This is a genomic window from Vibrio sp. S/42/10 (genome assembly GCF_029890535.1).
In the GTDB taxonomy this organism is placed as follows: Bacteria; Pseudomonadota; Gammaproteobacteria; order Enterobacterales; family Vibrionaceae; genus Vibrio; species Vibrio cyclitrophicus.
Map to the genome: position 1 here is coordinate 102,409 of NZ_JAKMZC010000009.1, position 22,451 is coordinate 124,859.

Sequence of the window (22,451 nt, forward strand, 5' to 3'; positions counted from 1 at the left end):
ATGATTAAAGAAAACACATATTTTGACGGCGGCGTTAAGTCGTTAGCGTTTAACCAATCTGGTGCGGACGTTAGTGTTGGAGTGATGGCTGTTGGTGAATACACGTTTGGTACAGCGGCTCCAGAAAAGATGACCGTTGTTAAAGGTGCATTGATTGTTAAGCGTGTTGGTGATGATGATTGGACGACATACCAGTCTGGTGAGTCTTTTGACGTTGCTGGCGACTCTTCCTTCGACCTTCAGGTAAAAGAAGCGACAGCTTACTTGTGTGAATACTTGTAACTAGGTCTAAATTCGTTCAATCAGGGTATCATTTGTTTCTGCTTGGACAGAAAAAAACCACGCTCTAAGAGCGTGGTTAAATAAGTGATAGTAACCGGCAGTGGATAGTGTCACTTGTTTCGCAGTCATCAAATGGACGACCAAAATTCGTTGTTTGTTGCAAAACCTCTTCAACATCTTTCTCAAAGCTCAAAGCTCAAAGCTCAAAATCAGTAAGTCTCAAATACGCCGTTGTTGTAGTCCTGAATTGTCTGTTCAATTTCTTCCATCGAGTTCATGACAAATGGGCCATAATGCACAACCGGCTCATTAATCGGTTCACCAGAAAAAATCAGGACACCAGAATCTTCTAAGCTATCCAAAGACAGCAATTCAGCTTTGGTGAGCAGTGCAAGTTGGCCTTGGTTGACGACTTTGTTATCGATCTTAATACTGCCTCGGTACACGTATGTCATGGCATTATGGTTAACATCCGTCCTTAACGTCACTTTTTGTCCTGAATGCGCTCGCCAATCCACAACGCTTAATGGCACGCCTGTCGTTTGTAATGGACCTTGTGTTTGTATAGTTTCTGCGTCAGCTGGGTCATGCAGTTTAAACCCACCGGAAATAACTCTCAGTAAGCCGATTTGTTCGTTTTGATATTCTGCAATGCTGTCACTTTGAAAGTCATGGTATTGCGCTGGCTGCATTTTGTGTGTTGCTGGTTGGTTTATCCAAATCTGAAAACCGTGCAACGCGCCTTCTTCCATCATTGGCATTTCACTGTGAATCACACCACGACCCGCGGCCATCCATTGTGCGCCACCGCTGCGAAGCTCACCGACATTACCCAGGTGGTCTTTGTGTTGGAAATGACCTTGAAGCATATAAGTGAGCGTTTCTATACCACGGTGAGGATGTGGAGGAAAGCCGCCAACGTAGTCTTTGCTTTCATCCGATTTAAGTTCATCAATCATCAAAAATGGAGAGAAACGTGTGTTATTAAAACCAGCGAGTCTTTGGATTTTGACACCATCTCCATCTGAAGTCGCATGTGCTGAAATGACATGGTCTACTACTCTTACACTCGTCATTTTGATACCCTCATAAACTTGAATAGCTGTAGTTTATGTAATCTGATTGAAAAAGAAGATGGCATAGCGTTGAGTGACTTATTCGAAAATTTTGAACAGGTAAGAAGGTGAAATTATGTCTATACTTGAATAGGGTAGACCGCCAAGGAGGCCGCTATGGCAATACAACCAAAGCATGGCGATAGGCAAGGTCGGATGGACTTTGAAAATGATTTTACAACAGAGCAGAGCCACCGCTTTACAGCTGTCGCAAACAGTGCGTTTAAACGTCGTGTGAAAAAACGCGAGATTGAAGCGCCGTTTATGCAGTCGGCCAAGCAAGCTGCCTTTAAATCGGTAGTGAGGCCCAGAGGTAATAACCCGAACCGAACTCGACAAGTCGTATGGATCATTGTGATTGGATTAGTGAGCCTTTGGCTTATGTATATGGCAGGCTAATACATTTAGCAGTATGCGATATTAACGGTTAATGTTGATGCGTTTTTAGCAGAGTAACGTTGTTCCCTTCCACCTTCGCTTCAAGACAGTCTTCAAGCTTGGATTCTTCAGATTCTGAGCAGACTAATTTCGTCGAGAATTCTTCTATCAAGTTTGAAACCGGGTTGTCGTGATAATAAGCATATCGGTTTTTCCCTGAGTGTTTAGCAACGTACATCGCCTTATCCGCACATCGAGTTAATTCATGTAAATCGGTAGCATCTTGAGGGTATAAAGAAACGCCTACGCTAAGAGTGAGTTCTTTGATTCTCTCATTGGTTTGGCAACCGCTCTCAAACAGTCCGCATATCCGCTCTAGAATGCCATCAAGATCTTTTCGAGTTGGAATATCATAGAGCATCAAAACAAACTCATCGCCAGCAAACCGAGCGATGGAATAATCGTATTCATGATTCTTTCTATCTCGAGTGCGTAGGTTGTTGCTCAAACGATTCGCAAAATGCTGCAGGACACTGTCACCAACATCATGCCCATAGTTATCGTTGATGCCTTTAAAATCATCAATATCGAGAAAAACCAAGGCGGTAAGTGAATGTTTACTATCAATAGTCGCAAGCTTTTCACTTGCCCAACGTTCAAAACTCCAACGGTTGGCTAAGCCCGTGAGTTGATCTCTGTAGGCTAAGTCCTCTATCCCTTCTTTGTATAAGCGCTGAATGTAGTTTACCGCTTGTGTGTAGTAATAAGCGGAAGTATGGCAAACCAAACTCATGGTAAATAAGCTAAGAATAAAGCGATGAGTGCTATTAAATGGCAAAGAAAAATTGCCCGGCAAGGCGGTAATTAAAGTGCTAATAAACACGCAAAATGAGGTGCTGAATATGATGCCAATTCTGAAATCATTAATAAAAATCACTGCAGCCAAAATAGGGTACAACCAAAGAATTCGATCAGGGATGGCATTGCTGTACAAGAATAAGATAATGCCTTGAACCAACAGTACACAGCTCAATATCAACTCTGAATATTGAGGATTGTTAATCTTTCTTACATAAATGGCGTTTGATACAGCGATAAAAGCAAAACACAGTTCGAAAATCGACAGTACGTAATGCTGACCTTGGAAATAAGCCCAAGTATAAAAGATGAATAGAGACGCAGCAGTCAGTGAAAATGAATGGACAATTTTTTGTTTGCGGGTGGATCGTATGTCCGCCATTTCTTCTAGGTGTCTTCCGACTGGCCTGTTCATGTGATTTGTGCCACGAATTTTGATGATGGTACTAATACTAGGTTAAATAATAGGCTTGGCGGAGCTTAGGAAGTCTATTTAATGTGATTACTATCAAGGTTTTATCTTAAAAGTGAATCAAGCCAATATAAAAAGTGATGTATATCACTAACGGTGCAGAATAACCTTGTCGAGAACCATTCAAAGAGCAAGCTGGTGGTTGCACTGGATTATTACGTGCTTGCTTTCTAATGCTTTACTCAACATAGTTTATAGATAGCTAAATGTTTATATAACCCTAAATTTGATAGAGGATCATTATGTTAATTACCTTTAGTTGCAAGGCTCATGCTAGCGTCACGATGTTTGGGGAGGTAGGCCTTCAGTTCATTAACATGCTTGGACACAGTGGCACGATACCTGGTGCTATTGAGGCTTCAGAAGTCCCTCAAGCATTGAATAATTTACGTATTGCTATCGCCGAAGAGCAAAGTAAGCCGGTAGAGCAAGATAATACTGATGACGACAATGAAGAAGAGATTGTTGAAGCTCCTGTCAATATCGGCAGTCGAGCTTTTCCGTTGGTCGAACTATTGAAAGCTGCAATCAAAGAAGAGTGCGAAGTGATGTGGGAAGACGGCAGCGGTAAGCTTTTGTAGGATGATTTAATACTGAAAAGGTAGAGTTTAATATCATTGAAGTTTTAATTTATATTGCATAGTTGAACATAGGTTGACTAATGAAAGTAAACTGAAACAATAAGTTATATTTATAAACGCATCTTGAACTGAAGGGTATTTGATGGGCTTCTATTTCCGAGCACGTAGCTACACTAGTTTAGTTGGCTCTCTTTCGTTGGCCGTTGTTTCAACGCCGAGTATGGCTGATATATCAACAACTCCCGTCATTAGTGGTGTGTTTAGCTCCAGTGAAGTGCTAAAAAATCAGGTGCTTTCAAGCCTAAGTTACTCTGCCAAACTCACTCGTGATGCGGCTCTTTTCACGATTGGTGGCGTTACATTAGATGCGTATATTCTCGCTCTCCCTTTAGATGTCAAAACAAAAGCCAGAGTCGTTGCTCAGTTATCTAACCCGACGTACTCAATTCCTTTGGGTTATTTTCTCTATAGTTATTACGACCGCTATTCAGGCTTGGGCAGTGAAGATGTGTTCAAATCTTACTTGTCGACGGTTTATGATAAGCAGGCGCTAAAGGGCTTTGAACATAGCCTCTATCATGTTGGAGATAAGCCAACCTCAGAGCATCATGAGCCAGATACCTCGACTGAAGCAACGGGACATCATGAAGGTATTCGTATCGATGAACAGTTCATTGCCAACATGGTGGTTATCTACGATGCGTTATTCGAAATTGGTGTTTGGCAGGATATGGACACGCTCCCTGCGAATTACACCTACTTAACCAATAGCCATGAAGATCTAGCGATCATCGCTCAGATTCAACCGATCATCGTTGATTTGATCGATAAAGCGGCATTGGGAATGGATGACGGCGATATGAAGTCTGCAATGTTGGCGATTGCAGAAGATGGTAAACCAGAAAACGCTGATAAGCCGAATAACAAAGCACAAGCTCTTACCATCACGCTTATTGATTTTGTGCGCTTAAACTTGCTGAAAGCCTACCGCCAATTTGTGTTTAAAGAAGAACGTGCAGCAGCGCTCGATGATTGGATGCAGCAAGCGTTTAGTGACCAGCCTGATGCGCTCATTCAGTTCTTAGAATCCCAACAGAACAAGCGCTTTGCGGTCCAAGTGACCGTCGATGGTTTACAGCAAGGGTTGATTGAGGGGTTGGTCGATGAAAGCGCGCCATTCATCTCGGTTGCTTACCAAAATCATAAAAACCGAACGCAATACAAACCTAAGTTAGAAACGGTGATTGAGCCTGAGCATCAACAGCAGGTGAGGTTCATGGAAGTTTTGTCTGAACAAACCTACCGTGATCCGAATTATCTTCCGTTCTTCAAAAAACTCTATCAAGAACATCTAGACAATATTAGCCGAGTGGGTATCTCTTCAACTCCCACAATCAGCGTACGTAACCTACCGATCATTAAAACGGGCGCGAAAGTATCAGGGCAAGGTGGCACTGGTATCCCTAATTTCCACTTTGTTGACCGAGAGATCGACCGAGCGTATTACTTCTTTGGTAATGATGCCCTGCAGTTGGATGTGTTGATGGCAAACAACAAGGTGCAGACCATGTTTGATCGCCTTGATTATCTGAAAACGTTGAACTGCAACGCCCAATACGATTGGAATGCTCACACGACTTACGACGGGCTAGTAAACCTAGGTTTGGGTGAGTCACTGCGTGATTATGGTGAGAAACGCTGCGTTAAAGAGCTTCAAGAACGTTCAGAAGTCGAAGTGGTTTTGCAAGAAAAGCGTCAAGCCTTGATTGAAGATATTGAGGCGTATCAGTCTATATCTGGCTTTGATTTTTTCACCAAGTTTTCAAAGAGAGCTCAGGTTAAACAGTCGATCACTCAGTTTGCCGAGTTAGATGGAAAAGGGATGCCGGATTACACCTTGGTTTATAACCCATGGCCGGATCACTTCGCGCACTTTACCGGTCCTTTTAGTGACGAAATTCTGATGCCGACTGGAGAGCTTAACCGACTGGACTATTGGATTCGCCAGATTGAAGCGACCTACCGCAGTGCAGGCGTTTACGATAAAACGCTATGGGGCATGGCTGGGGATCATGGTTTAACGCCGGTGTTCTACGCGCTCAATCCCGAAAAGCAGGTATTTGAAGGCTTACAAGCAGAGCTAGAGTATCCAATTGTGGTGAAGAAGATATCTTCAGACGAGGGTGAAGGGCCTAAAATCACCAATGCTCTAAGCTACCCAAGCTCGAAGGAATTGGATGTGGTGGTCGCCTCGACTGCCGGTGGTAACTTCATGATGGACTTCTTTAATTCGGCTCAAGGGTGGCAGGTTCAGCCTGTTTACCAAGAACTCACGCAGTGGTCTCCGATTGCAGCGCCACCTGGTCAGAATATCAACATCATTAATCAGATATCGCAACGCTTACCTGAAACTCTTGATTATATGGTCGTAAGAGAAAGCACATGTGACCAACAACGTTGTGCGGTTCGTGTGATTGGTAACCGAGATTTAAAACGAGTCGACGAATTGATTACTCGCGAAGGTGACAAGCTTTTCTACGAGTCGCTAGAAGCAAATCGAGCGCCAGTTTTACTTAACACACAAGAGCTTAATCCTTATCTCAAGAGACCGAATCAATCTGATTTCGCGCTCTACTCTCAATTAGTTGAAAAGTGTATTAACCGAGCGATGAAGGTGGATGTCACTACATGGTGCAGCAGTGCGCAGTGGACAGAGTTAACCCAATTGACTCCTAGACCAGATTCTGTCAATCAACTAGCCAATATCTACCTTGAAGATAGAGCGGGCACGGTTAACCTGTTCCCGAAAGCTGGAATTGGTTACAACACCAAGGTACCGGGTCGTCATGCTGGTGAAGACTATTTAGAGAAGGACGCATTCATCGGTTTCTGGGGCTCGCCAATTGGTGAAAACTCACAGCCATTAAAGATCGAATCCAATGGCTCGTTAGCGCCGACGCTTTTTGAATATTTAACCGGAGAGGCTGTAGTCGAAGGTGAGAATGGTTGGGGGTATCCGTCGTTGATTGAGAAGTTAGATATTTCAAGCGCGCACTAAAGTAAACGCTCTCTACCTACTCGCTATCTGTATTTTCTCTATGGTTAGCGAGACTGAGAGTTAGCTAGGTTGAGAGCCATCCCCACAAAATCTTCATCACTATCATCAATAACCTGATAGCCAAGTGACTGATAAAAGCGAATGGCGCGGGTGTTATTTCTAAAGCTCGACAGAGTGACTTGGTTTCGTTGCTCTTGATGGGCTTTTTCGTGGATGAGTGACATGACTTTTTTACCAAGAGATTGATCTTGGTATTGAGGGGAAATGATCAGCAGATGAATATGGTATGCGTTGTCATAAGGCTTAAAACACACAAGTCCAATCTTCTCTTTTCCTCGGTATACCCAATGAAACCAAGAAGGTTGGTAGTCGTTTAATAGGCGGTTATGTTGAAATTCGTCATCCCAGCCAAACACATTGTCGACGTGTATGAAAAGCCCTTGCTTAACACACGCAAACAGTTCTTCGAATTCGAGATTTGAAATGAGCTGGAATTGCATATTCTCTTCTTTTATTGTCACTCAGCTTCCTTATTAAACGCTTTTGAATAAGCCGAATTAGCTTAGATTTTCGATGTTATGAAATCAAAAAGCCATGCGTAATGCATGGCTTAAAATCTGGCAGTAAGAACGTTGTGATTTAAACGATCTTAAGCGCGTGATGTCGAGTAAGTTGCTTATGTAGCGAGTCTTTTAATGCCATGCGTTCTACTTTGAGGTTATGCATGCTGTCGTCATCGATTGGGCTGCCAGAAATTTCTAGTTGGCGGATGTCGTAGTCGAGTTGGTGGTATTTCTGCATGTCTGCTTTGAATTTTTCGTCGTCGTGGTTGAGCTGAACAATGTCTAATTTAAGATCTGGGAAATCTAAGATAAAGGCATGGTTTTCATTGAGCATTGTCACTTCCTCTCTAGTCGTATTACTAACAGTATAGAAGCAATTTATCGAAAGAAATGTGGTTCAAAACACAAAGCAGTAAAGCGATCAGAAAAGGGCTCAAACTCGTGGAATGGTCCGCGAATTTGTGCCCTTTTTAATATCTATCGTTATACGTTTATAACTTTAGGCCTATCGTATGAGGCTTACTTCGCTTGCTTGCCAGAACGTTGCTGTTCTTTGAGCGCCAGCTTTTCTTTCTTACGCTGCTCAATAAGATGAGCGGCTTCGCCACCTACGTGGGTTTCGCCACGGGCGTTAGAAAGTTGAACTTGCTTTTCACGTTCGCGGAAACGGGCTTTCTGCTCGTCGCTGTGCTTATCAATACACTTAGGGCAGCTTACGCCTTTCTCAAAGTGCTCAGACGCTTTGTCTTCATCTGTGATTGGCAGGCGACAAGCGTTACACACGTCGTAACCGCTCTTCTCTAGCTTGTGGTTTACCGCAACACGACCATCAAATACGTAGCAGTCGCCTTCCCACATGCTCTCTTCTTCTGGCACTTCTTCTAAGTACTTCAGAATGCCGCCTTCAAGGTGGTATACCTCATCAAAACCTTGCTCTTTCATGTAGGCTGTTGATTTTTCACAACGAATACCACCCGTACAGAACATCGCGACTTTTTTGTGTTTCTTAGGGTCGAGGTTATCTGCCACGTATTGAGGGAATTCACGGAAGGTTTCTGTGTTTGGGTTTACAGCATTTTTGAATGTACCGATATCGACTTCGTAGTCGTTACGAGTATCAACCAGAATCACATCAGGATCAGAAATCAGAGCGTTCCACTCGTTTGGTTTCACGTAAGTACCGACAACATGGCGAGGGTCGATACCTTCAACGCCCATGGTTACGATCTCTTTCTTGAGTTTCACCTTGGTACGGTTGAATGGCTGTTCTTCGTTGAATGATTCTTTATAAACAACGTCCGCTAAGCGAGTGTCTTGCTTGAACCATTGAAGAAGTGCATCGATAGATTCGCGTTTACCTGCAACAGTACCGTTGATGCCTTCACTCGCAAGTAGCAAAGTACCGCGAATTTTGTTGGCTTCTAGCACTTCAGTTAGTGGCTGGCGAATTTCTTGGTAATCATCAAGTGCAACGAATTTATACAGAGCACATACAACATATTGAGACATGGTTTTTCCTTTCTGCGAGCTGGAACGTAAATCCAGAGCGTTTACCTGTTATTCGCCATAAATGTCGATAGAGCGACGTTGTGTCGTTCTCAGTCTACAACGGTAGGCTTATTAAAATCAGGCGCAGTATAACCAAGGCGGTGTAGGACAAAAACCAACCAAATGTAGGGCTATTTAGCATTGCTTATTGTGTGGAATTGCGGGTGTTGAAAGGATATTTATTTAATTGGCTTGAGGTATTTGAGGTTCATTGAACGTTACGCTTTGAATTTATGTAGTACCTCATTTCTATGAGTTGGTGTTCTCCAACGATTTCTACTTCACGGATAAACTCAAAGCCAAATTTTTCGTAGTAATTCTTTAAGTATTGATGGGCGTGAATTTCAATGACTTTGGCACCCTGTTGAGTCGCATGTTCTAGAAGTGCGGCTACCATTTTAGAAGCAATACCTAAACCTCGATACGATTGCAAGACGGCAACACGAGCCATAATGGCGTGTCCGCAGTCATCAATATATAAGCGAGCGGTTGCTACCAGATTTTCAGCATCGGTGACTAAGACGTGATGCGATATTGGATCTAGGCCATCGAGGTCTAAAACTTCAGGGATAGCTTGCTCTACAACAAATACTTGATTGCGAATGAATTGCGCCTTACGTATGAGATCTGGGCTGTTGCCAACGGTCACTTCCATTTGATTTTTCCATTTTGCCTAACGAATGTGATTAAACATAACATATTGAGGACCAGCAGCCCCTCCAAGATAGAGTACTTCCGAATCTTGGAACCCACCTTTCTGATAACAAACCTTGGCCGCTGGATTCTTACAGTTTACGGTAAGATAAATAGAGTGGTAGCCGCTGTAGTGTATGGCGATGTACAGTACTAATGCTCGCACAGCGCGTGTACCAATCCCTTTTCCTTGTTGGCTTTGGTCTATGACAAAAGTTCTTAGGCCGATGGCGGTGTTCGGGCAAAAGTCATAGTTAGATGCGTAATCCGTGTCGATTTTGAAAAAGCCGACGATGTCATTGTCTAATCTGATGACATGTAGGTGGGTAGTATCGCTAGCTTCTGCTAAAAACTCTTCCGCTGTACCTGCAAACTTAACTTGTTCTGGAGCTAGTTGAATCGATTTTATTGCCTCGATATGTCTGTCGGCTAATTTTTCAATTCTAATCATCTTGGGTCCTTATTCCTATACGAAATCAGCCAGTGTTAAGTCTCTGAGTTGAGAATTAACACTGGCTGAATCGTTATTGCTTGAACCGTAATAAGCTTATCAATCAATAATCCAAGCTGTCTGTACAATCAAGATCATGCTTGGTTAAGTACTTCTGCTAAGCGTTTCACCGCTTCGGTTAATTCTTCTGGATTTGCATTGGTGAAGTTTAGGCGTAGCGCTGCTTTTGCTTCATCGGCCTTTGGATAGAATACTGGGCTTGGCACAACTGCCACGCCATTCGAAAGCAGAGTTTTAGCCAGTTCGAAGGTGTCGCAGTCTGGGATTTCAACCCAAATGAACATCCCGCCATCTACGGCTTTTAACACGCAATCTGCAGGCAGTTTTTTTTCTAGTTCTGAAAATAACACTTCATAACGAGACTTGTACAGTGTGCGAATGTTTTCCATATGTACGTTGAAGTCTTCATGTTTCAGAAGACCGACAAGCAGCGCTTGCATAGGTACACTTGAGTGTAAGTCAGCGCCTTGTTTCACTTTGATCAGTGGCTCAAGGTAGCTGCGCTTACCTGTTACCGCACCAATACGTAAACCTGGCGATGCAATTTTAGAGAATGAACGAAGAACGATAGAGTTGTCAGGGCAGAACGAAGAAACTAACGGCAGTTCTGTACCTGTGAAACGTAGCTCACGGTATGGTGCATCTTCAATGAATGCCACGTTGTATTTGATACACAGCTCAGCTACTTTTTGACGAGTTTCTGTTGCCCAGCACACCCCTGTTGGGTTGTGGAAATCAGGCACAGCATAGAACATCTTGGGTGATTGCTGTGCAAAGCACGTTTCCAGTTCGTCTAGGTTCGGGCCAAATTCTGTTTGAGACACGGTCGCAATTTTTGCTTGAACGAGGCCAAACACCTGCATCGCACCTAAGTAGCTTGGCGCTTCCATCACAACCACATCACCTGGGTCGACATACGCACGCGCAATCAAATCCAAACCTTGCTGAGAGCCAGTACAAATCATTGCCGTGTGTGACTCTGGCAATTGGTAGCTTTGCGTTAGGTGCTCAAGCAAAGGGCCATAACCAGCAGTCGACCCATATTGGAAAACTTCCGGCATGTTCGCTAGGTCTTCTAACGTTGGCTTCATTAAATCAATAGGGAACGTTTTCTCATCTGGCAAACCACCGGCCAATGAAATGACATTTGGATCGCTTGCGGCCGCGAGAATTTCTCGGATGTAAGAAGACTGAATTTGTTGCAGTGATTGTGCGATTTCCATTTGTTGTGTCTCGTCATTTTCGTTTTTATTTTATGGTTTGATATTACACGGCAATTGTAAAAAACAGCGTGTCCATTTATGCTTATAAACATGTCCATTTATGCTATTTAAACGATGTCGCGACAACACATATCTAGAATCAATGATGTTCTGTTCTATATTCACCAAGACATCAGTCAGCCTTTGTCGGCCAAAGCGCTCTCTGAGATCGCAGCTTATTCCGAACAGCATTTTCATCGTACTTTCAAAAGTGTTGTGGGGGAGTCGCTGCACCAATACATTCGACGTACCCGAATGGAGTATGCGGCTAATCAATTGATGTTTGATACCACGTCGTCAGTGGTAGAAATTGCCAACAAGTGTGGCTTTAGTTCGGTGTCTTCGTTCAGTCGAGCATTTAAGGCGACTTTTAATATGTCGCCGGGTGAATGGCGTAAACACGACTTACAAATAGCTGAAAAACCCTATCTGAAAGATCCTGAAGTGGCGGCGGGCTATTTGAATGTGGCGCAGAGAGTGTTACCTGAACCGAAGATCGTTGAAGTGCCTGAGCGCATGGCTGCCTACGTTCGACATATGGGCTACAACCGCTCTATTCGCAATGCTTGGTTGATACTGAAAGCGTGGGCGAACTCTGAACAGCGTGATTTTTCGAGTCAGTTCGGCTTGCATCACTCTAACCCTGCCTGGGTCGAAATGGATCAGTGTCGTTATGTGGCATGTATTACGATCGATGAACCGATTAAGTATCGCAGTGTTGTGAATCAGATGGTGATTCCAGGTGGTTTGCATGCCGTTTTTCGACTTAATGGCCGCTATGGTGAACTGCTACCACAGATTAGTATGGTGTTAGAAAAGTGGCTACCTACGTCTGGCTTTAAACAGCGCTCTACTCCTGCGTATGTGCACTATCATCAGAATCATTTTCTCAACAGTGATGAAGTTTTTGAACTCGATTTTTATCTTCCGGTGAGCTTCTACTAACCGACCTAAAGCTACCTATTTGGCTCGCTAGCGTAAATTCACTTAATCGATGGTTGTGCTGTTTTCTTGAACCAGACTTTGCTCTTTTGTTGAGAAAAATTAGCACAACTAATGGCAGCTAACGATTCTATGCAGGTGAACTAAGATAAAGGTGCTTTGTTGATAATTTACCCCAGTAAATGATGACAACGTACGGATTAAACGATAGCATCCCGTTCTAATTGCAAATAGTTCTTAATATCACTCGCTAGAATATGACCATTACCCACAAAGATTATCTAAAAATCGCTTTCCCTTTCATCATCTCAACGGTGACTCAGCCTCTGCTTGGCGCGGTGGATACCGCCGTGATTGGTCAGCTTGGCATCGCTGAACTGATCGGTGGTGTGGCGATTGGCACCATCATTATGAACACCATGTATTGGTTGTTTGGCTTTTTCCGTGTCAGTACGACCGGGCAAAGTGCGATGGCATTGGGTAAGGGCAGTCGCTCTGATTTAGCGGGTAGCTTGATGCGTCCGTTTGTGCTGTCTGGTTTGGTGGGTTTGATCTTTATCTTGATACAACCGCTCATCTGGCAAGGCGCAATGTGGGTGATAGAGCCTGAAGCCAATGTGGCCGAGCACGCGCACATCTATTTTAGTGTTTTGATTTATGGCGCACCTTTTGTTCTGCTTAACTACACCATTATTGGTTGGTTAATGGGGCAGGCGAAAGCCAAAGAAGTCCTTTACACACAAGTGTTTGGTAACGTGTTGAACATTGTTTTAGATGCGGTGTTCGTGCTTTATTTCGACTTGGGTGTCGCCGGTGTGGCATACGCAAGTTTGATTGCACAAATCACCACCTTTGTGATTGGTATGACGCTGGTGATGAAGACCAGCAACATCTCGATCTCTGAGTTCCTGCAAGGCTCGAAGATGACCAAGAAAGACCTTTCGACAATCATCTCATCAAATACTGACCTACTGTTACGCACGATCTGTATCTTAGTATTTTTTAACATGATGGCGCGCACAGGCTCAAAGTTGGGTACCGATGTTCTGGCTGCTAACGCAATCTTGATGCAAGTAACCTTTATTGTGAGTTACATGTTTGATGGTATTGCCAATGCATCGAGTGTGTTTGCGGGTAAAGCGGTTGGTCAGAAAAATGCTTCGATGTTGGATCGTGTATTAAGACTCAATTTTCAATGGACGGCCGGTTTTATTGCTGCGTTAACGTTATTGACCTTGGTATTTAAAGACAACATTGTTTTCTTGTTTACCGATATCCCAACGCTTGTTGCGCTATACCAAGAGATGGCACCGTGGTTGATTGTGTTCCCGCTGGTGGCTGGCTTTGGTTTAACGGTTTACGGCATCTTTACTGGAACAGGAACTACACGTCCGGTTCGAGACTCTAGCATCGCTACCTTGACGGTATTCTTGGCTGTACAGGCGTTTTCGGTCGATTTGTGGGGCAATCATGGTCTGTGGTTGGCGTTTACTTTGTTCTATCTTGGGCGTATTGCCTTCTTGTATCCGTTCATCGCTCAAGTTAAGCGGAAATGCCTTCCAATGACATAAGTAATAACAGCGACCACAAAGCTGAGGTCATATAGAATCATTACGAAAGCGCCTGACTGTTTCTTGTAGTTAGGCGCTTTTTTGTACCTAACGGATTGTGACCATAGATGGTTTCACAGGCAATTTTTTGCGATCCGGTTCAATGTTCACTTTTCATCATACAGGCTTAATGATAGAGTTGTTATGTTATAACATCTACTTATGAGTACTTGCGTGAACGCCCCACTTTTGTCTGTTGACCGATTAACGATCAAAACCTCTTCGAGAACACTTTTCCAAGATATCCACTTCGATGTGTATCGAGGTGAGCTGCTGGCGATCATGGGCCCATCAGGTATTGGTAAGTCGATGCTTTCACGCGCGATTGCAGGTTTTCTGCCGGAAACGGTTGAGGTTGAAGGTCATATTTCTCTGTCTGGTGAAGCGGTATGTGGTTTGCCTATGCTGCAAAGAACCGCAGCACAACGACCTGCGGTTATCTTCCAAGACGCCCTTCAAGCATTGAACCCTCTCGTTTCCATTGAAGGCCAACTCAGTTTGGCATTGACAGGCACTCGCACTAAGCTTAAATCGCAAGACAAAACCAAGCTCACCGAATTGCTAGTACAACTCGGTTTCCCTAACCCAGAAACCATCTTGCCGTTATACCCGAGTCAAATCTCTGGAGGGCAACGTCAACGAGTGTGCATTGCGATTGGGTTGCTGAGTAACGCCGATATCATCATTGCAGATGAACCAACCAGTGCGTTAGATCCGGTGACAGAGCAAGAGATACTCAAGCTGATTCGCGACAATGTTAAACAGCGACAAATTGGTGGCCTGCTTATCACTCATGACCTGCACAGCGCGCTCGCGTGTGACAAGTTATTGGTGATCGATGATGGCGGAGTGGTGGCTTATGGTGCACCGAAACACGCGCTTGAATCGAGTTCTCACGCTTTCTGCTGTTCATTGAGAGACCTAATCGAATGAGCTCGACCTTATCACTAAATTCAGAAGTCTCACCGTCAATGCCTGTGATTGATTCAGAAACACAAACACCGATTGAGATTAAGTTCGAGAATGTCGGTGTGCATTACTACTCAATACCGAGTTGGTTAGGTGGTAAGGCGTTTAAAGCGCTACAGAACATCGACCTCAATGTTGAAGACAAAAGCCTAGCTATTGTTGGACGCTCTGGTGCCGGTAAATCAACGCTGATTGAACTGCTGTTTGGCCTTAAAGAGCCAACGGTGGGGCGAATCAGCCTGTTTGGTCATTCGCTGCCGATTCGCAATAGCAAAGCGCAAGCCGCGGTGTGTCGCTTGATTCAATTGGTGCCTCAAGAGCCACACACCAGCCTCAATCCTTATTATACCGTTCGACAGATCTTAGCCGAGCCGCTAAGCAACTTAGATGTTTCTGGCAACCATGAAAGCATTATTGAAGAGACGCTGTTGGATGTGGGCTTACCTGCCACTTTGTTATCACTGAAACCTAATCAGCTTTCTACAGGCCAAGCTCAACGTGTGGCCATTGCTCGGGCGCTTGTCGTTAGACCCGCAGTGTTGGTAGCCGATGAACCGACCGCCAGCCTTGACCCGGTGAACCGTCAAAGGCTGTTAGATTTACTCAATTCATTGAAAAAGAAGCGCGATATGCGCATCGTTTTGGTGACACACGATTTAGGCGCAGCAAAGGCGCTTTGTGAAGAAGTTCTGGTTCTTGACCATGGCGAGATGGTGGAGCATGGACCGACACCTCAAGTGATGAGCGTACCTGCTCATCCCGCGACTCAGTTGCTGATTCAATCTCAGCCTCTTTCGAAATCTACTTGTTAATACAACCTTATTTATTACGAAATACAGCTTATTAACAAAATACAGCTTATTAACGAAGCACAGCTTACAGAGAAAAATAACTATGCGTTTTAATTCAATCAAACTAGCCTGCGCTCTAGCGCTGGCTCTGCCTTTGACGGGCTGTTTTGACTCTCAACCAGAGTCGAGCGATGCGGCGGTCAAATCTGAAATTCGTGTTGCGATGATGCAGCCACCAAGAACAGGTCTATCACCACTTTCTGATGACGCGTTCAAACTATCGCGTTGGAGCACGGCTGAAACGCTAGTTAACCTGAGCCCAACTTCAGAAGCTGAGCCAATGCTGGCAACAGATTGGAAACACGTTGATCCACTGACTTGGCAATTCACGGTTCGCCAAGGTGTTAAATTCCACGATGGCTCTACATTAACGGCAGAGTCTGTTGTGAACTCACTACAGAAAGCGTTGGAAGCGGCACCTAAGCCACGCATCCTAGATGGCGTAGAGCTAGAAGTGAAAGCAATGGACAACTACCGCGTAGAGATCAAAACCAGCTTTGATGACCCTCTTCTACCAAGTCGTTTATCAAGCCCTCAATTAGCGATTCTTGCAGCAAGCGCGTACCAAGAAGATGGTCGAGTTAGTCCAATGGGTGCAGGTACAGGTCCGTTTGAGTTGACTGAAATCAACGGCACAACTAGCGCGAAACTAAAACGTTTCGATGGCTACTGGGGTGAAAAAGCGCAAGTTGAATCTGTGATTGCTGAATACGTTCCTAACGGTTTTGCGCGCGCTGCGGCTCTAAGAACAGGCACGGCAGACATCGTTGAAGCGGTGCCAGTTTCACAAATCGCGACCATTGATCCTGACCTGCTTTACGAAGTAGCAATGCCTCGTACCAATACGCTTTACCTAAACAACAAGTCGGGTGTATTTAGCGATATTAACTTACGTAAAGTAGCGGCTGCTGCGGTAGACCGTGAACAAATCGTGAATACCGTTTATGAAAACCACGCGGATATCGCGCAAGGCCTATTAGGTCCTGCACTTGCTTGGGCTGAGCCGATCCGACCTGAAGGCCAAGCAATCGACAAAACGCTAAAAGCAAACGGTGAAAGCATTGTTATCGGTACCTTTACCGACCGAGCTGAGCTTCCAGAAGTGGCAGCGCTGCTTAAACAGCAACTTGAAGCGGCTGGTTTCAAAGTTGAGCTGGATATTCGTGAATACGCTCAGATTGAAAACGATGCACTGTCAGGCAAGTTCGATGCGTTCATCCTTTCTCGTGCAACCGTTCTAGATTCTGGTGACCCAGTGGCTTACATGATGAGTGACTTTGGCTGTAAGGGTTCATTCAACCTTGGTCAATTCTGTTCTCAAGAAGTAGACCAAGCACTGACTCACGCTGATCTGCAACCACTAGGTGCACTGCGTCAGCAAGCGATCATCGAAGCTGAGCAAAAAATCCTGAACGACTTCGCTGCTATTCCACTGCTTCACGAACGTGTGATTCAAGGCGAGAGCGAGCGTGTAAGCAATGTAGTTCGTGACCCAAGTGAACGTCGCTTGGTTGATCAAACGACACAAGTTAACGCGGCAACACAGGTTAACTAAATAAATGCTATCTGCTGAAACTCTGCGTCGAACCTTATTTATCTTGACGCCTTGGCTATCAAGAATCGCCTCACTGATCGTGGTGGTGATTCTTGTTGGCTTGATGCCTGACATTGCAGGCATCGACCCAAGCCAATCCATCCTGCGTGCGAGAGCGGGGCAACAACACCTGCTTACGCCTGAAGCTTTAGCGGCGGTACGTGCTGATCTTCAGCTTGACCGTTCGGCAAGCGAGCGCCTGATCGACTGGGTAGGAAGTGCCTTTTCGGGTGACTTAGGTAAGTCATGGATCGATGGATCTTCGGTTGCATTAGGCATTCAAAAGACAGCGTCTACGTCTTTGTTTCTGATGTCTAGCGCATTGGTGATGACTTTCGTACTGTGCGGTGCAGGCTTACTGGCTACCTTGCGCAGTTGGAAGAAGGGCAAACTAGGGCAGAGTTACAGCAGTTTAAGCACCGTATTAATATCCTTGCCAGAGTACGTGGTGGCCTCGGTATTAATACTGGTGTTCTCTATCTGGTTAGGTTGGCTACCACCGTATGGTTGGCAAGGCTGGCAAGACATTTGGCTACCGAGCTTAGCGCTCGCACTGCCTGCTAGCGGCCTGTTTAGTCGCCTACTCAGAGACAGTTTACAACGCGTTCTTAATGAACCTTGGGTGATCACGTGGCTCAGTGCCAACGTTCACTCCAATCAAATTATTCGCTTTGCGCTGAAAAGAGCGCTGAGCAGCCTGATCCCACAGATCGCGATGATCGTGATCGGTTTGACTGGTGGCGCGGTCGCGGTTGAGCTTATCTTCTCGATTCCGGGTATCGGACGCATGATTCTTGGTGCTGCTAAGGCGCAAGATCTACCTATGCTGCAAGGCGGCTTATTAGTATTGCTGCTGTTTTCGATTGCCGTGAGCAGCATGAGCTTGTTTGTTCAGCAGTTGATTCTTGGTCACAGCCTGAAAAGCGGTAAGCTCATCAGTAGTCACTCTTCGTTTCGTTTTACGCAGAGCCGAGCTAAACGTGTTACTGCTTTTGCGATCTTCTCGTTCCCAATTACTATCGTAGTTTGGGCAGCATTTCGTGACCCATATACCAGTCAATTTGCTCGCTTAGCGGATCCAAGTTGGCAAGCTCCATTGGGTGCGGATGGCATTGGTCGAGATCTGTTAGCGAGAATCGGTTCAGGTATGGTTTCGACCTTCCAAGCCGGTATGTTGGCGACGTTTTTGAGTTTGGTGACAGGCATTATCATGGGTTTCAATACCCGCTTTAGCCAAGGTCTTATCGAGATAACTAAGGGTATCCCTTACATCATTGCAGGGTTGCTAGTTGCGGGCTTAACGGGTATGAATCCGAACAGCGCATTAATCGCGATAGTATTGGTATCTTGGGCGCCATTGGCGGCTCATTGCTCAAGCTTGATAGTGGAAGCAAAGGCTCAGCCTTATACTCATCTCGCGCCGCTGTGGGGCACGAGCAAGCTGAGAATCTTCCGTTTTTATCTGTTGCCTTACGTATTGCCACCGTTGCTAAGACACGCGATGTTGAGGCTGCCGGTGATAACACTGAGTCTGACCTCGCTGAGCTTCATCGGGTTAGGGGCCAAACCACCTGAACCTGAGTGGGGTTTGATGATTGCAGAGAACCTGCCATACATTGAGCGCGCACCATTAGCAGTAATGGGCCCAATTGTTGGGCTGATTTTATTAGGTGTGGCCATTAATATGATGTTTGATGATTAACGAAAAGAGTCGGTTGCTTAAGTTTTCGACGGGTGATTGGATTGGGTATTCGATTTAGTATTTATGTTGTAATCTTAGGCCTGCTTTTTGGAAGCGCTTTTAGCGCTGCTCGAAAGTTAAACAGACCCTAGTTAAGTGTAAAGGATTCAACATGTATCTCGTTTTGTATTGCCACAATATTGGTATGACCGATTTTTCCTTCTTTGAAACGGAAGACTTTGACAAAGAAGATGGCTATATCGTAAGAGGTAAATGGCCGAACGAGAAAGCGTTTCGTGACTACTTAACTAAAGAGTTTGGTGACATGATCGAATTCAAAGTGATCGACTTAATCGCCAAAGGTGCAGAAGCAGAACACTACTCACCAGAGGAGTTGATGAGCTTATCTCTCTAACTGTCAGCTCGTAACAACTAGCTAAATAACGTTTTATCAAACGAATAAAGAAATGGCAGCCTGATTGGGCTGCCATTTTTTGTTTTAAGCTAGAGCGCATCGCTCGGAGTAAGCGCGAAGCTATTGCGCCACTTCGTCAACCAAGTACAAGATTGATTGATACGGAATGCCACTGTGATGTGATAAACCAATCTCACAGGTTCGGCTGTTGCTGAATCCGCGAGTGCAGTTGCTCGGCACTTGTTCTTTGAGTGGATGTACTGCCGCCTCATTCAGCTCTGGTGTGGTAAAGCCTTTATCACCCGCCCAACCACAACATTGAATATGCTCTGGAACAATCACTTCTTCGGTACAGGCTTTAGCAAGGTTTAACATTGCACCTTCTAAACCCATTCGGCGAGAGCTACAAGTGACATGCAGCATCACTGTCTCTTTAAGTGGCTCAAATGTTAGATGTTCAAGCAAATATTTGTTCACAAACCCTGTCGGCTCTAGCACCTCTAGTGGCTTGGTGAATTGCTCAATACTGCGTTTGGCACATGGGCTGGTGTCCATTAGTACTGGGTATTCACCTTGACGACTGGCTTGCCATAGCACTTCTTCCAACTGCTGAGCCTTCGATTGAGCTAAGTCGGTCATGCCTTTGCTGTCATAAGGCATACCACAACATTGGTCATCGAGCTTCTTCGGAAGAATAACCTCAAATCCGGCTTTGTTAAGCAAAGACATGGTCACTTCAGTAAGAGGGCGTTGGTCGCCCGCATCACTCTGCTGTCCCATGGTGCGACTCGCACAGGAAGGGAGGTAGACCACCTTCTTATGATTGCTTGAGGATTCTGCCGTCACTGGTGATGAGACTAGCGAGTGGCTATTGGATTGCGGCATCTCAGGCATCCAAACGGGTGTCGCGCCTTTAGTCATTGAGCGTAGGCCGTTGGTTAGCTTGCCGACGGTATTTGCGCCTAGTACTTTGCTCGCCACTTGGTTGGTTTTGAGGCCAGCCTTGGTCAGCTTGGTGGTGGTCGAGAAGTGACCTGCTGTCCACTTAGCAATTGGAGTGAACTTTTCATATTTAGCGATACGAAGCTTCTTCACTAAATCGCCAGTGTTGATGCCTACAGGGCAACGCTCGGCACACAGGCCTGTTGCGGCGCAGGTATCAATACCTTGGTATTCAAACGTCTTCTCTAGCTCGCTTGCTTCTATCTCTTCTCCTGCCGCACGACGGCGTTGTAGCTCGCGATATAAAACAATACGTTGGCGAGGTGATAGAGTCAGCGTACGAGACGGACACACAGGCTCACAGAATCCACATTCGATACAGCGGTCGACAAGGTCATCAGCTGCAGGCATCGGCTTTAGGTCTGTGATGTGGGAATTTGGATTGTCGTTGATGATAACGCCGGGGTTGAGTAGCCTTTCTGGATCGAACAGTGCTTTGATCTGTTGCATTAAGGCATAGCCATCTTTGCCCCATTCCAATTCTACATAAGGTGCCATGTTACGGCCCGTACCGTGTTCCGCTTTCAAAGAGCCTTGGTATTTCACAGCGACTAGCTCGGCAACGTCATCCATGAATCCGCCGTAACGGTCGATCTCTTCTTGGCTATCGAAGCCTTGGGTAAACACAAAGTGCAGGTTGCCTTCGAGGGCGTGACCAAAAATGATCGCTTCGCTGTAGTCGTATTTGTCGAACAACTCTTGCAGCTCTCGAATACCATTAGCGAGGTTTTCGACAGGGAAAGCCACGTCTTCAATGATAACGGTCGTACCGACTTCACGCACGGCGCCAACTGCTGGGAACATGCCTTTTCGAATCCCCCACAGAGTCGCGACTGTCTTTGGATCGGAAGTGAAAGGCACCGATTCAACAATCGTGTATTCAGTCAATGCGTCCAAAATTGATTTACATTGTAAATCTAAGTCCTGCTGGGAGCTGGCGTGTGATTCAACCAAAATAGCCGCGGCTTCTAGATCCAAGCTTGGCATAAATGCAGGCATACCCGGTTTATCAGCCACTGAACGCAGTGCTCTGCCATCCATCAATTCAACGGCAGCAACGGGTGTTTTTGATAGCGTAGTAACGGCTTTACTTGCTTGTTCGATGTCGGCAAACACCAACAGGGCCGAAGCTTTGTTTGGGTGTTCGATAACCGTGTTGTAGGTGATCTCTGCGATGAAGCCTAGCGTGCCTTCTGATCCAATCATCAGGTGTTTGATGATCTCAATTGGGTCGTGGTAATCGACCAATGCATTAAGCGCGTAGCCAGTGGTATTTTTGAGGCGGTACTTGTGGCGGATTCTGTCTGCCAGTTCTTGATTCGAGCTAGTCTGTCTGTGTAAATCAACAATACCTTCAAATAGCGCTTTGTGTGATTGCTTGAACGCCTCGACGCTGGCGTTATCTGCTGTAACAAGTAGGGAACCATCACTCAATACGATTTTCATGCTCTCGACGGTGCGATAAGAGTTTTGCGCAGTACCACAACACATGCCACTGGCGTTATTCGCCGCTATACCACCGATTTTACAAGTATTGATTGAAGCTGGATCTGGGCCGATTTTACGTTGGAAAGGGGCAAGGTATTTGTTGGCATCTGCGCCAATCACACCGGGCTGAAGAATGATCTGATTGCCGTTATCGACAATCTCGTGGCCTCGCCAGTCGTCGGTTAGAGTGATGAGTACCGAGTCTGAAACGGCTTGCCCTGAAAGGCTAGTGCCCGCGGCGCGAAAGGTAAAATGAATGCCCAGCTCGCGACAGCTTTGAATGGTGAATATGACTTCGTCTAAGTTTTTGAGCCTTAGAACCATTTTCGGCACCAAGCGATAAAAACTCGCATCGGTGCCGTAAGCCAAGCGCTTTGCCTCTTGCGTGACAATGCGTTCCGTTTCTATTTTTTGAGCCAGTATCGCTTCAAGCTGCTGATAAGCTTGTGCGTCTATTACTCGCTCATGAGATGTGTTTGTCTCCATCTTTGCTTCCTTGTGCTTCTTATTTGGCACTGATTTGTTTTTAAACGGTGTCACAACGGCAGTGGAATTGCTGTGACACCGATTGAACTTCA

20 protein-coding genes are annotated in these 22,451 nt (G+C 45.4%); 11 read left to right on the forward strand and 9 right to left on the reverse strand.

What is annotated here, in order from left to right:
* On the forward strand, positions 1-282 hold the full coding sequence (locus L8S15_RS11935) for a pyrimidine/purine nucleoside phosphorylase (protein ID WP_016799195.1): 282 nt from the start codon (positions 1-3) through the stop codon (positions 280-282).
* A gap of 209 nt (positions 283-491) precedes the next feature.
* On the opposite strand, the gene L8S15_RS11940 is transcribed toward L8S15_RS11935, so the two are convergent.
* A complete protein-coding gene (locus tag L8S15_RS11940; RefSeq protein WP_010432537.1) occupies positions 492-1,358 on the reverse strand; it encodes a pirin family protein in 867 nt (288 codons plus the stop codon).
* Positions 1,359-1,514: 156 nt separating this feature from the next.
* Here L8S15_RS11940 and L8S15_RS11945 point away from each other — a divergent pair, with 156 nt between their 5' ends.
* Positions 1,515-1,796, forward strand: coding sequence for a hypothetical protein (locus L8S15_RS11945; RefSeq protein ID WP_010432539.1), 282 nt, complete (start codon positions 1,515-1,517; stop codon positions 1,794-1,796).
* 28 nt (positions 1,797-1,824) lie between these two features.
* Here L8S15_RS11945 and L8S15_RS11950 read toward each other — a convergent pair whose 3' ends face one another.
* Positions 1,825-3,015 carry a GGDEF domain-containing protein gene (locus L8S15_RS11950; protein ID WP_016799194.1) on the reverse strand — a complete coding sequence of 397 codons (1,191 nt, stop codon included), beginning with the start codon at positions 3,013-3,015 and terminating at the stop codon, positions 1,825-1,827.
* Between the two features lie 332 nt (positions 3,016-3,347).
* On the opposite strand from L8S15_RS11950, the gene L8S15_RS11955 reads away from it, so the two are divergent.
* The gene (locus tag L8S15_RS11955; protein ID WP_016766915.1) at positions 3,348-3,686 is read left to right on the forward strand and encodes a DUF1840 domain-containing protein; all 339 of its coding nucleotides are present in this window, start codon (positions 3,348-3,350) and stop codon (positions 3,684-3,686) included.
* A gap of 142 nt (positions 3,687-3,828) precedes the next feature.
* On the forward strand, positions 3,829-6,744 hold the full coding sequence (locus L8S15_RS11960) for an alkaline phosphatase family protein (protein ID WP_280573217.1): 2,916 nt from the start codon (positions 3,829-3,831) through the stop codon (positions 6,742-6,744).
* Positions 6,745-6,788: 44 nt separating this feature from the next.
* Here the strand turns inward: L8S15_RS11960 and L8S15_RS11965 are convergent, their stop codons facing one another.
* The 6 genes from L8S15_RS11965 to L8S15_RS11990 all read right to left on the reverse strand — a co-directional run bounded on the left by L8S15_RS11965 (position 6,789) and on the right by L8S15_RS11990 (position 11,282).
* The gene (locus L8S15_RS11965) at positions 6,789-7,244 is read right to left on the reverse strand and encodes a GNAT family N-acetyltransferase (RefSeq protein WP_016785488.1); all 456 of its coding nucleotides are present in this window, start codon (positions 7,242-7,244) and stop codon (positions 6,789-6,791) included.
* Between the two features lie 139 nt (positions 7,245-7,383).
* The gene (locus L8S15_RS11970) at positions 7,384-7,641 is read right to left on the reverse strand and encodes a YdcH family protein (protein ID WP_010432560.1); all 258 of its coding nucleotides are present in this window, start codon (positions 7,639-7,641) and stop codon (positions 7,384-7,386) included.
* A gap of 185 nt (positions 7,642-7,826) precedes the next feature.
* Positions 7,827-8,816 carry a rhodanese-related sulfurtransferase gene (locus L8S15_RS11975; RefSeq protein WP_016793160.1) on the reverse strand — a complete coding sequence of 330 codons (990 nt, stop codon included), beginning with the start codon at positions 8,814-8,816 and terminating at the stop codon, positions 7,827-7,829.
* 247 nt (positions 8,817-9,063) lie between these two features.
* On the reverse strand, positions 9,064-9,510 hold the full coding sequence (locus L8S15_RS11980) for a GNAT family N-acetyltransferase (RefSeq protein ID WP_016766922.1): 447 nt from the start codon (positions 9,508-9,510) through the stop codon (positions 9,064-9,066).
* Between the two features lie 18 nt (positions 9,511-9,528).
* Positions 9,529-9,999: a GNAT family N-acetyltransferase gene (locus L8S15_RS11985; protein WP_016790022.1), complete on the reverse strand. Its 471-nt coding sequence runs from the start codon at positions 9,997-9,999 to the stop codon at positions 9,529-9,531.
* Between the two features lie 134 nt (positions 10,000-10,133).
* On the reverse strand, positions 10,134-11,282 hold the full coding sequence (locus L8S15_RS11990) for a PLP-dependent aminotransferase family protein (RefSeq protein WP_016787522.1): 1,149 nt from the start codon (positions 11,280-11,282) through the stop codon (positions 10,134-10,136).
* A 114-nt stretch (positions 11,283-11,396) separates the two neighbouring features.
* Between L8S15_RS11990 and L8S15_RS11995 the strand changes: the two genes are divergently transcribed.
* From L8S15_RS11995 to L8S15_RS12025, 7 genes are all read left to right on the forward strand, one after another.
* Positions 11,397-12,266, forward strand: a complete 870-nt coding sequence (locus L8S15_RS11995) for an AraC family transcriptional regulator (protein WP_016766925.1) — start codon at positions 11,397-11,399, stop codon at positions 12,264-12,266.
* Between the two features lie 254 nt (positions 12,267-12,520).
* Positions 12,521-13,834 carry an MATE family efflux transporter gene (locus tag L8S15_RS12000; RefSeq protein WP_010432590.1) on the forward strand — a complete coding sequence of 438 codons (1,314 nt, stop codon included), beginning with the start codon at positions 12,521-12,523 and terminating at the stop codon, positions 13,832-13,834.
* Positions 13,835-14,047: 213 nt separating this feature from the next.
* The gene (locus tag L8S15_RS12005) at positions 14,048-14,806 is read left to right on the forward strand and encodes an ATP-binding cassette domain-containing protein (protein ID WP_102421506.1); all 759 of its coding nucleotides are present in this window, start codon (positions 14,048-14,050) and stop codon (positions 14,804-14,806) included.
* Positions 14,803-15,654 (forward strand): ATP-binding cassette domain-containing protein, encoded by an 852-nt coding sequence (locus L8S15_RS12010; RefSeq protein ID WP_102421507.1) that lies wholly within the window; start codon positions 14,803-14,805, stop codon positions 15,652-15,654. Before L8S15_RS12005 ends, L8S15_RS12010 begins: the two co-directional genes overlap by 4 nt.
* Before the next feature lie 82 nt (positions 15,655-15,736).
* Positions 15,737-17,248 (forward strand): ABC transporter substrate-binding protein, encoded by a 1,512-nt coding sequence (locus L8S15_RS12015; protein ID WP_010432601.1) that lies wholly within the window; start codon positions 15,737-15,739, stop codon positions 17,246-17,248.
* Positions 17,249-17,252: 4 nt separating this feature from the next.
* Positions 17,253-18,989, forward strand: a complete 1,737-nt coding sequence (locus L8S15_RS12020) for an ABC transporter permease subunit (RefSeq protein ID WP_102421508.1) — start codon at positions 17,253-17,255, stop codon at positions 18,987-18,989.
* A 151-nt stretch (positions 18,990-19,140) separates the two neighbouring features.
* Entirely contained in the window at positions 19,141-19,383 is a 243-nt protein-coding gene (locus L8S15_RS12025; protein ID WP_010432606.1) for a hypothetical protein, read from the forward strand.
* A 120-nt stretch (positions 19,384-19,503) separates the two neighbouring features.
* Here the strand turns inward: L8S15_RS12025 and L8S15_RS12030 are convergent, their stop codons facing one another.
* Positions 19,504-22,359, reverse strand: a complete 2,856-nt coding sequence (locus L8S15_RS12030) for an FAD-binding and (Fe-S)-binding domain-containing protein (RefSeq protein ID WP_280573233.1) — start codon at positions 22,357-22,359, stop codon at positions 19,504-19,506.
* Positions 22,360-22,451: the final 92 nt, after the last annotated feature.

Coding starts and splice junctions, on each gene's coding strand:
- L8S15_RS11995 (WP_016766925.1), top strand. CDS start 11,397: ATGTCGCGACAACACATATCTAGAATCAATGATGTTCTGTTCTATATT.
- L8S15_RS11960 (WP_280573217.1), top strand. CDS start 3,829: ATGGGCTTCTATTTCCGAGCACGTAGCTACACTAGTTTAGTTGGCTCT.
- L8S15_RS11975 (WP_016793160.1), bottom strand. CDS start 8,816: ATGTCTCAATATGTTGTATGTGCTCTGTATAAATTCGTTGCACTTGAT.
- L8S15_RS11940 (WP_010432537.1), bottom strand. CDS start 1,358: ATGACGAGTGTAAGAGTAGTAGACCATGTCATTTCAGCACATGCGACT.
- L8S15_RS11935 (WP_016799195.1), top strand. CDS start 1: ATGATTAAAGAAAACACATATTTTGACGGCGGCGTTAAGTCGTTAGCG.
- L8S15_RS12015 (WP_010432601.1), top strand. CDS start 15,737: ATGCGTTTTAATTCAATCAAACTAGCCTGCGCTCTAGCGCTGGCTCTG.
- L8S15_RS12010 (WP_102421507.1), top strand. CDS start 14,803: ATGAGCTCGACCTTATCACTAAATTCAGAAGTCTCACCGTCAATGCCT.
- L8S15_RS12030 (WP_280573233.1), bottom strand. CDS start 22,359: ATGGAGACAAACACATCTCATGAGCGAGTAATAGACGCACAAGCTTAT.
- L8S15_RS11970 (WP_010432560.1), bottom strand. CDS start 7,641: ATGCTCAATGAAAACCATGCCTTTATCTTAGATTTCCCAGATCTTAAA.
- L8S15_RS11965 (WP_016785488.1), bottom strand. CDS start 7,244: ATGCAATTCCAGCTCATTTCAAATCTCGAATTCGAAGAACTGTTTGCG.
- L8S15_RS11980 (WP_016766922.1), bottom strand. CDS start 9,510: ATGGAAGTGACCGTTGGCAACAGCCCAGATCTCATACGTAAGGCGCAA.
- L8S15_RS12020 (WP_102421508.1), top strand. CDS start 17,253: ATGCTATCTGCTGAAACTCTGCGTCGAACCTTATTTATCTTGACGCCT.
- L8S15_RS11990 (WP_016787522.1), bottom strand. CDS start 11,282: ATGGAAATCGCACAATCACTGCAACAAATTCAGTCTTCTTACATCCGA.
- L8S15_RS12000 (WP_010432590.1), top strand. CDS start 12,521: ATGACCATTACCCACAAAGATTATCTAAAAATCGCTTTCCCTTTCATC.
- L8S15_RS11985 (WP_016790022.1), bottom strand. CDS start 9,999: ATGATTAGAATTGAAAAATTAGCCGACAGACATATCGAGGCAATAAAA.
- L8S15_RS11955 (WP_016766915.1), top strand. CDS start 3,348: ATGTTAATTACCTTTAGTTGCAAGGCTCATGCTAGCGTCACGATGTTT.
- L8S15_RS11950 (WP_016799194.1), bottom strand. CDS start 3,015: ATGGCGGACATACGATCCACCCGCAAACAAAAAATTGTCCATTCATTT.
- L8S15_RS11945 (WP_010432539.1), top strand. CDS start 1,515: ATGGCAATACAACCAAAGCATGGCGATAGGCAAGGTCGGATGGACTTT.
- L8S15_RS12025 (WP_010432606.1), top strand. CDS start 19,141: ATGTATCTCGTTTTGTATTGCCACAATATTGGTATGACCGATTTTTCC.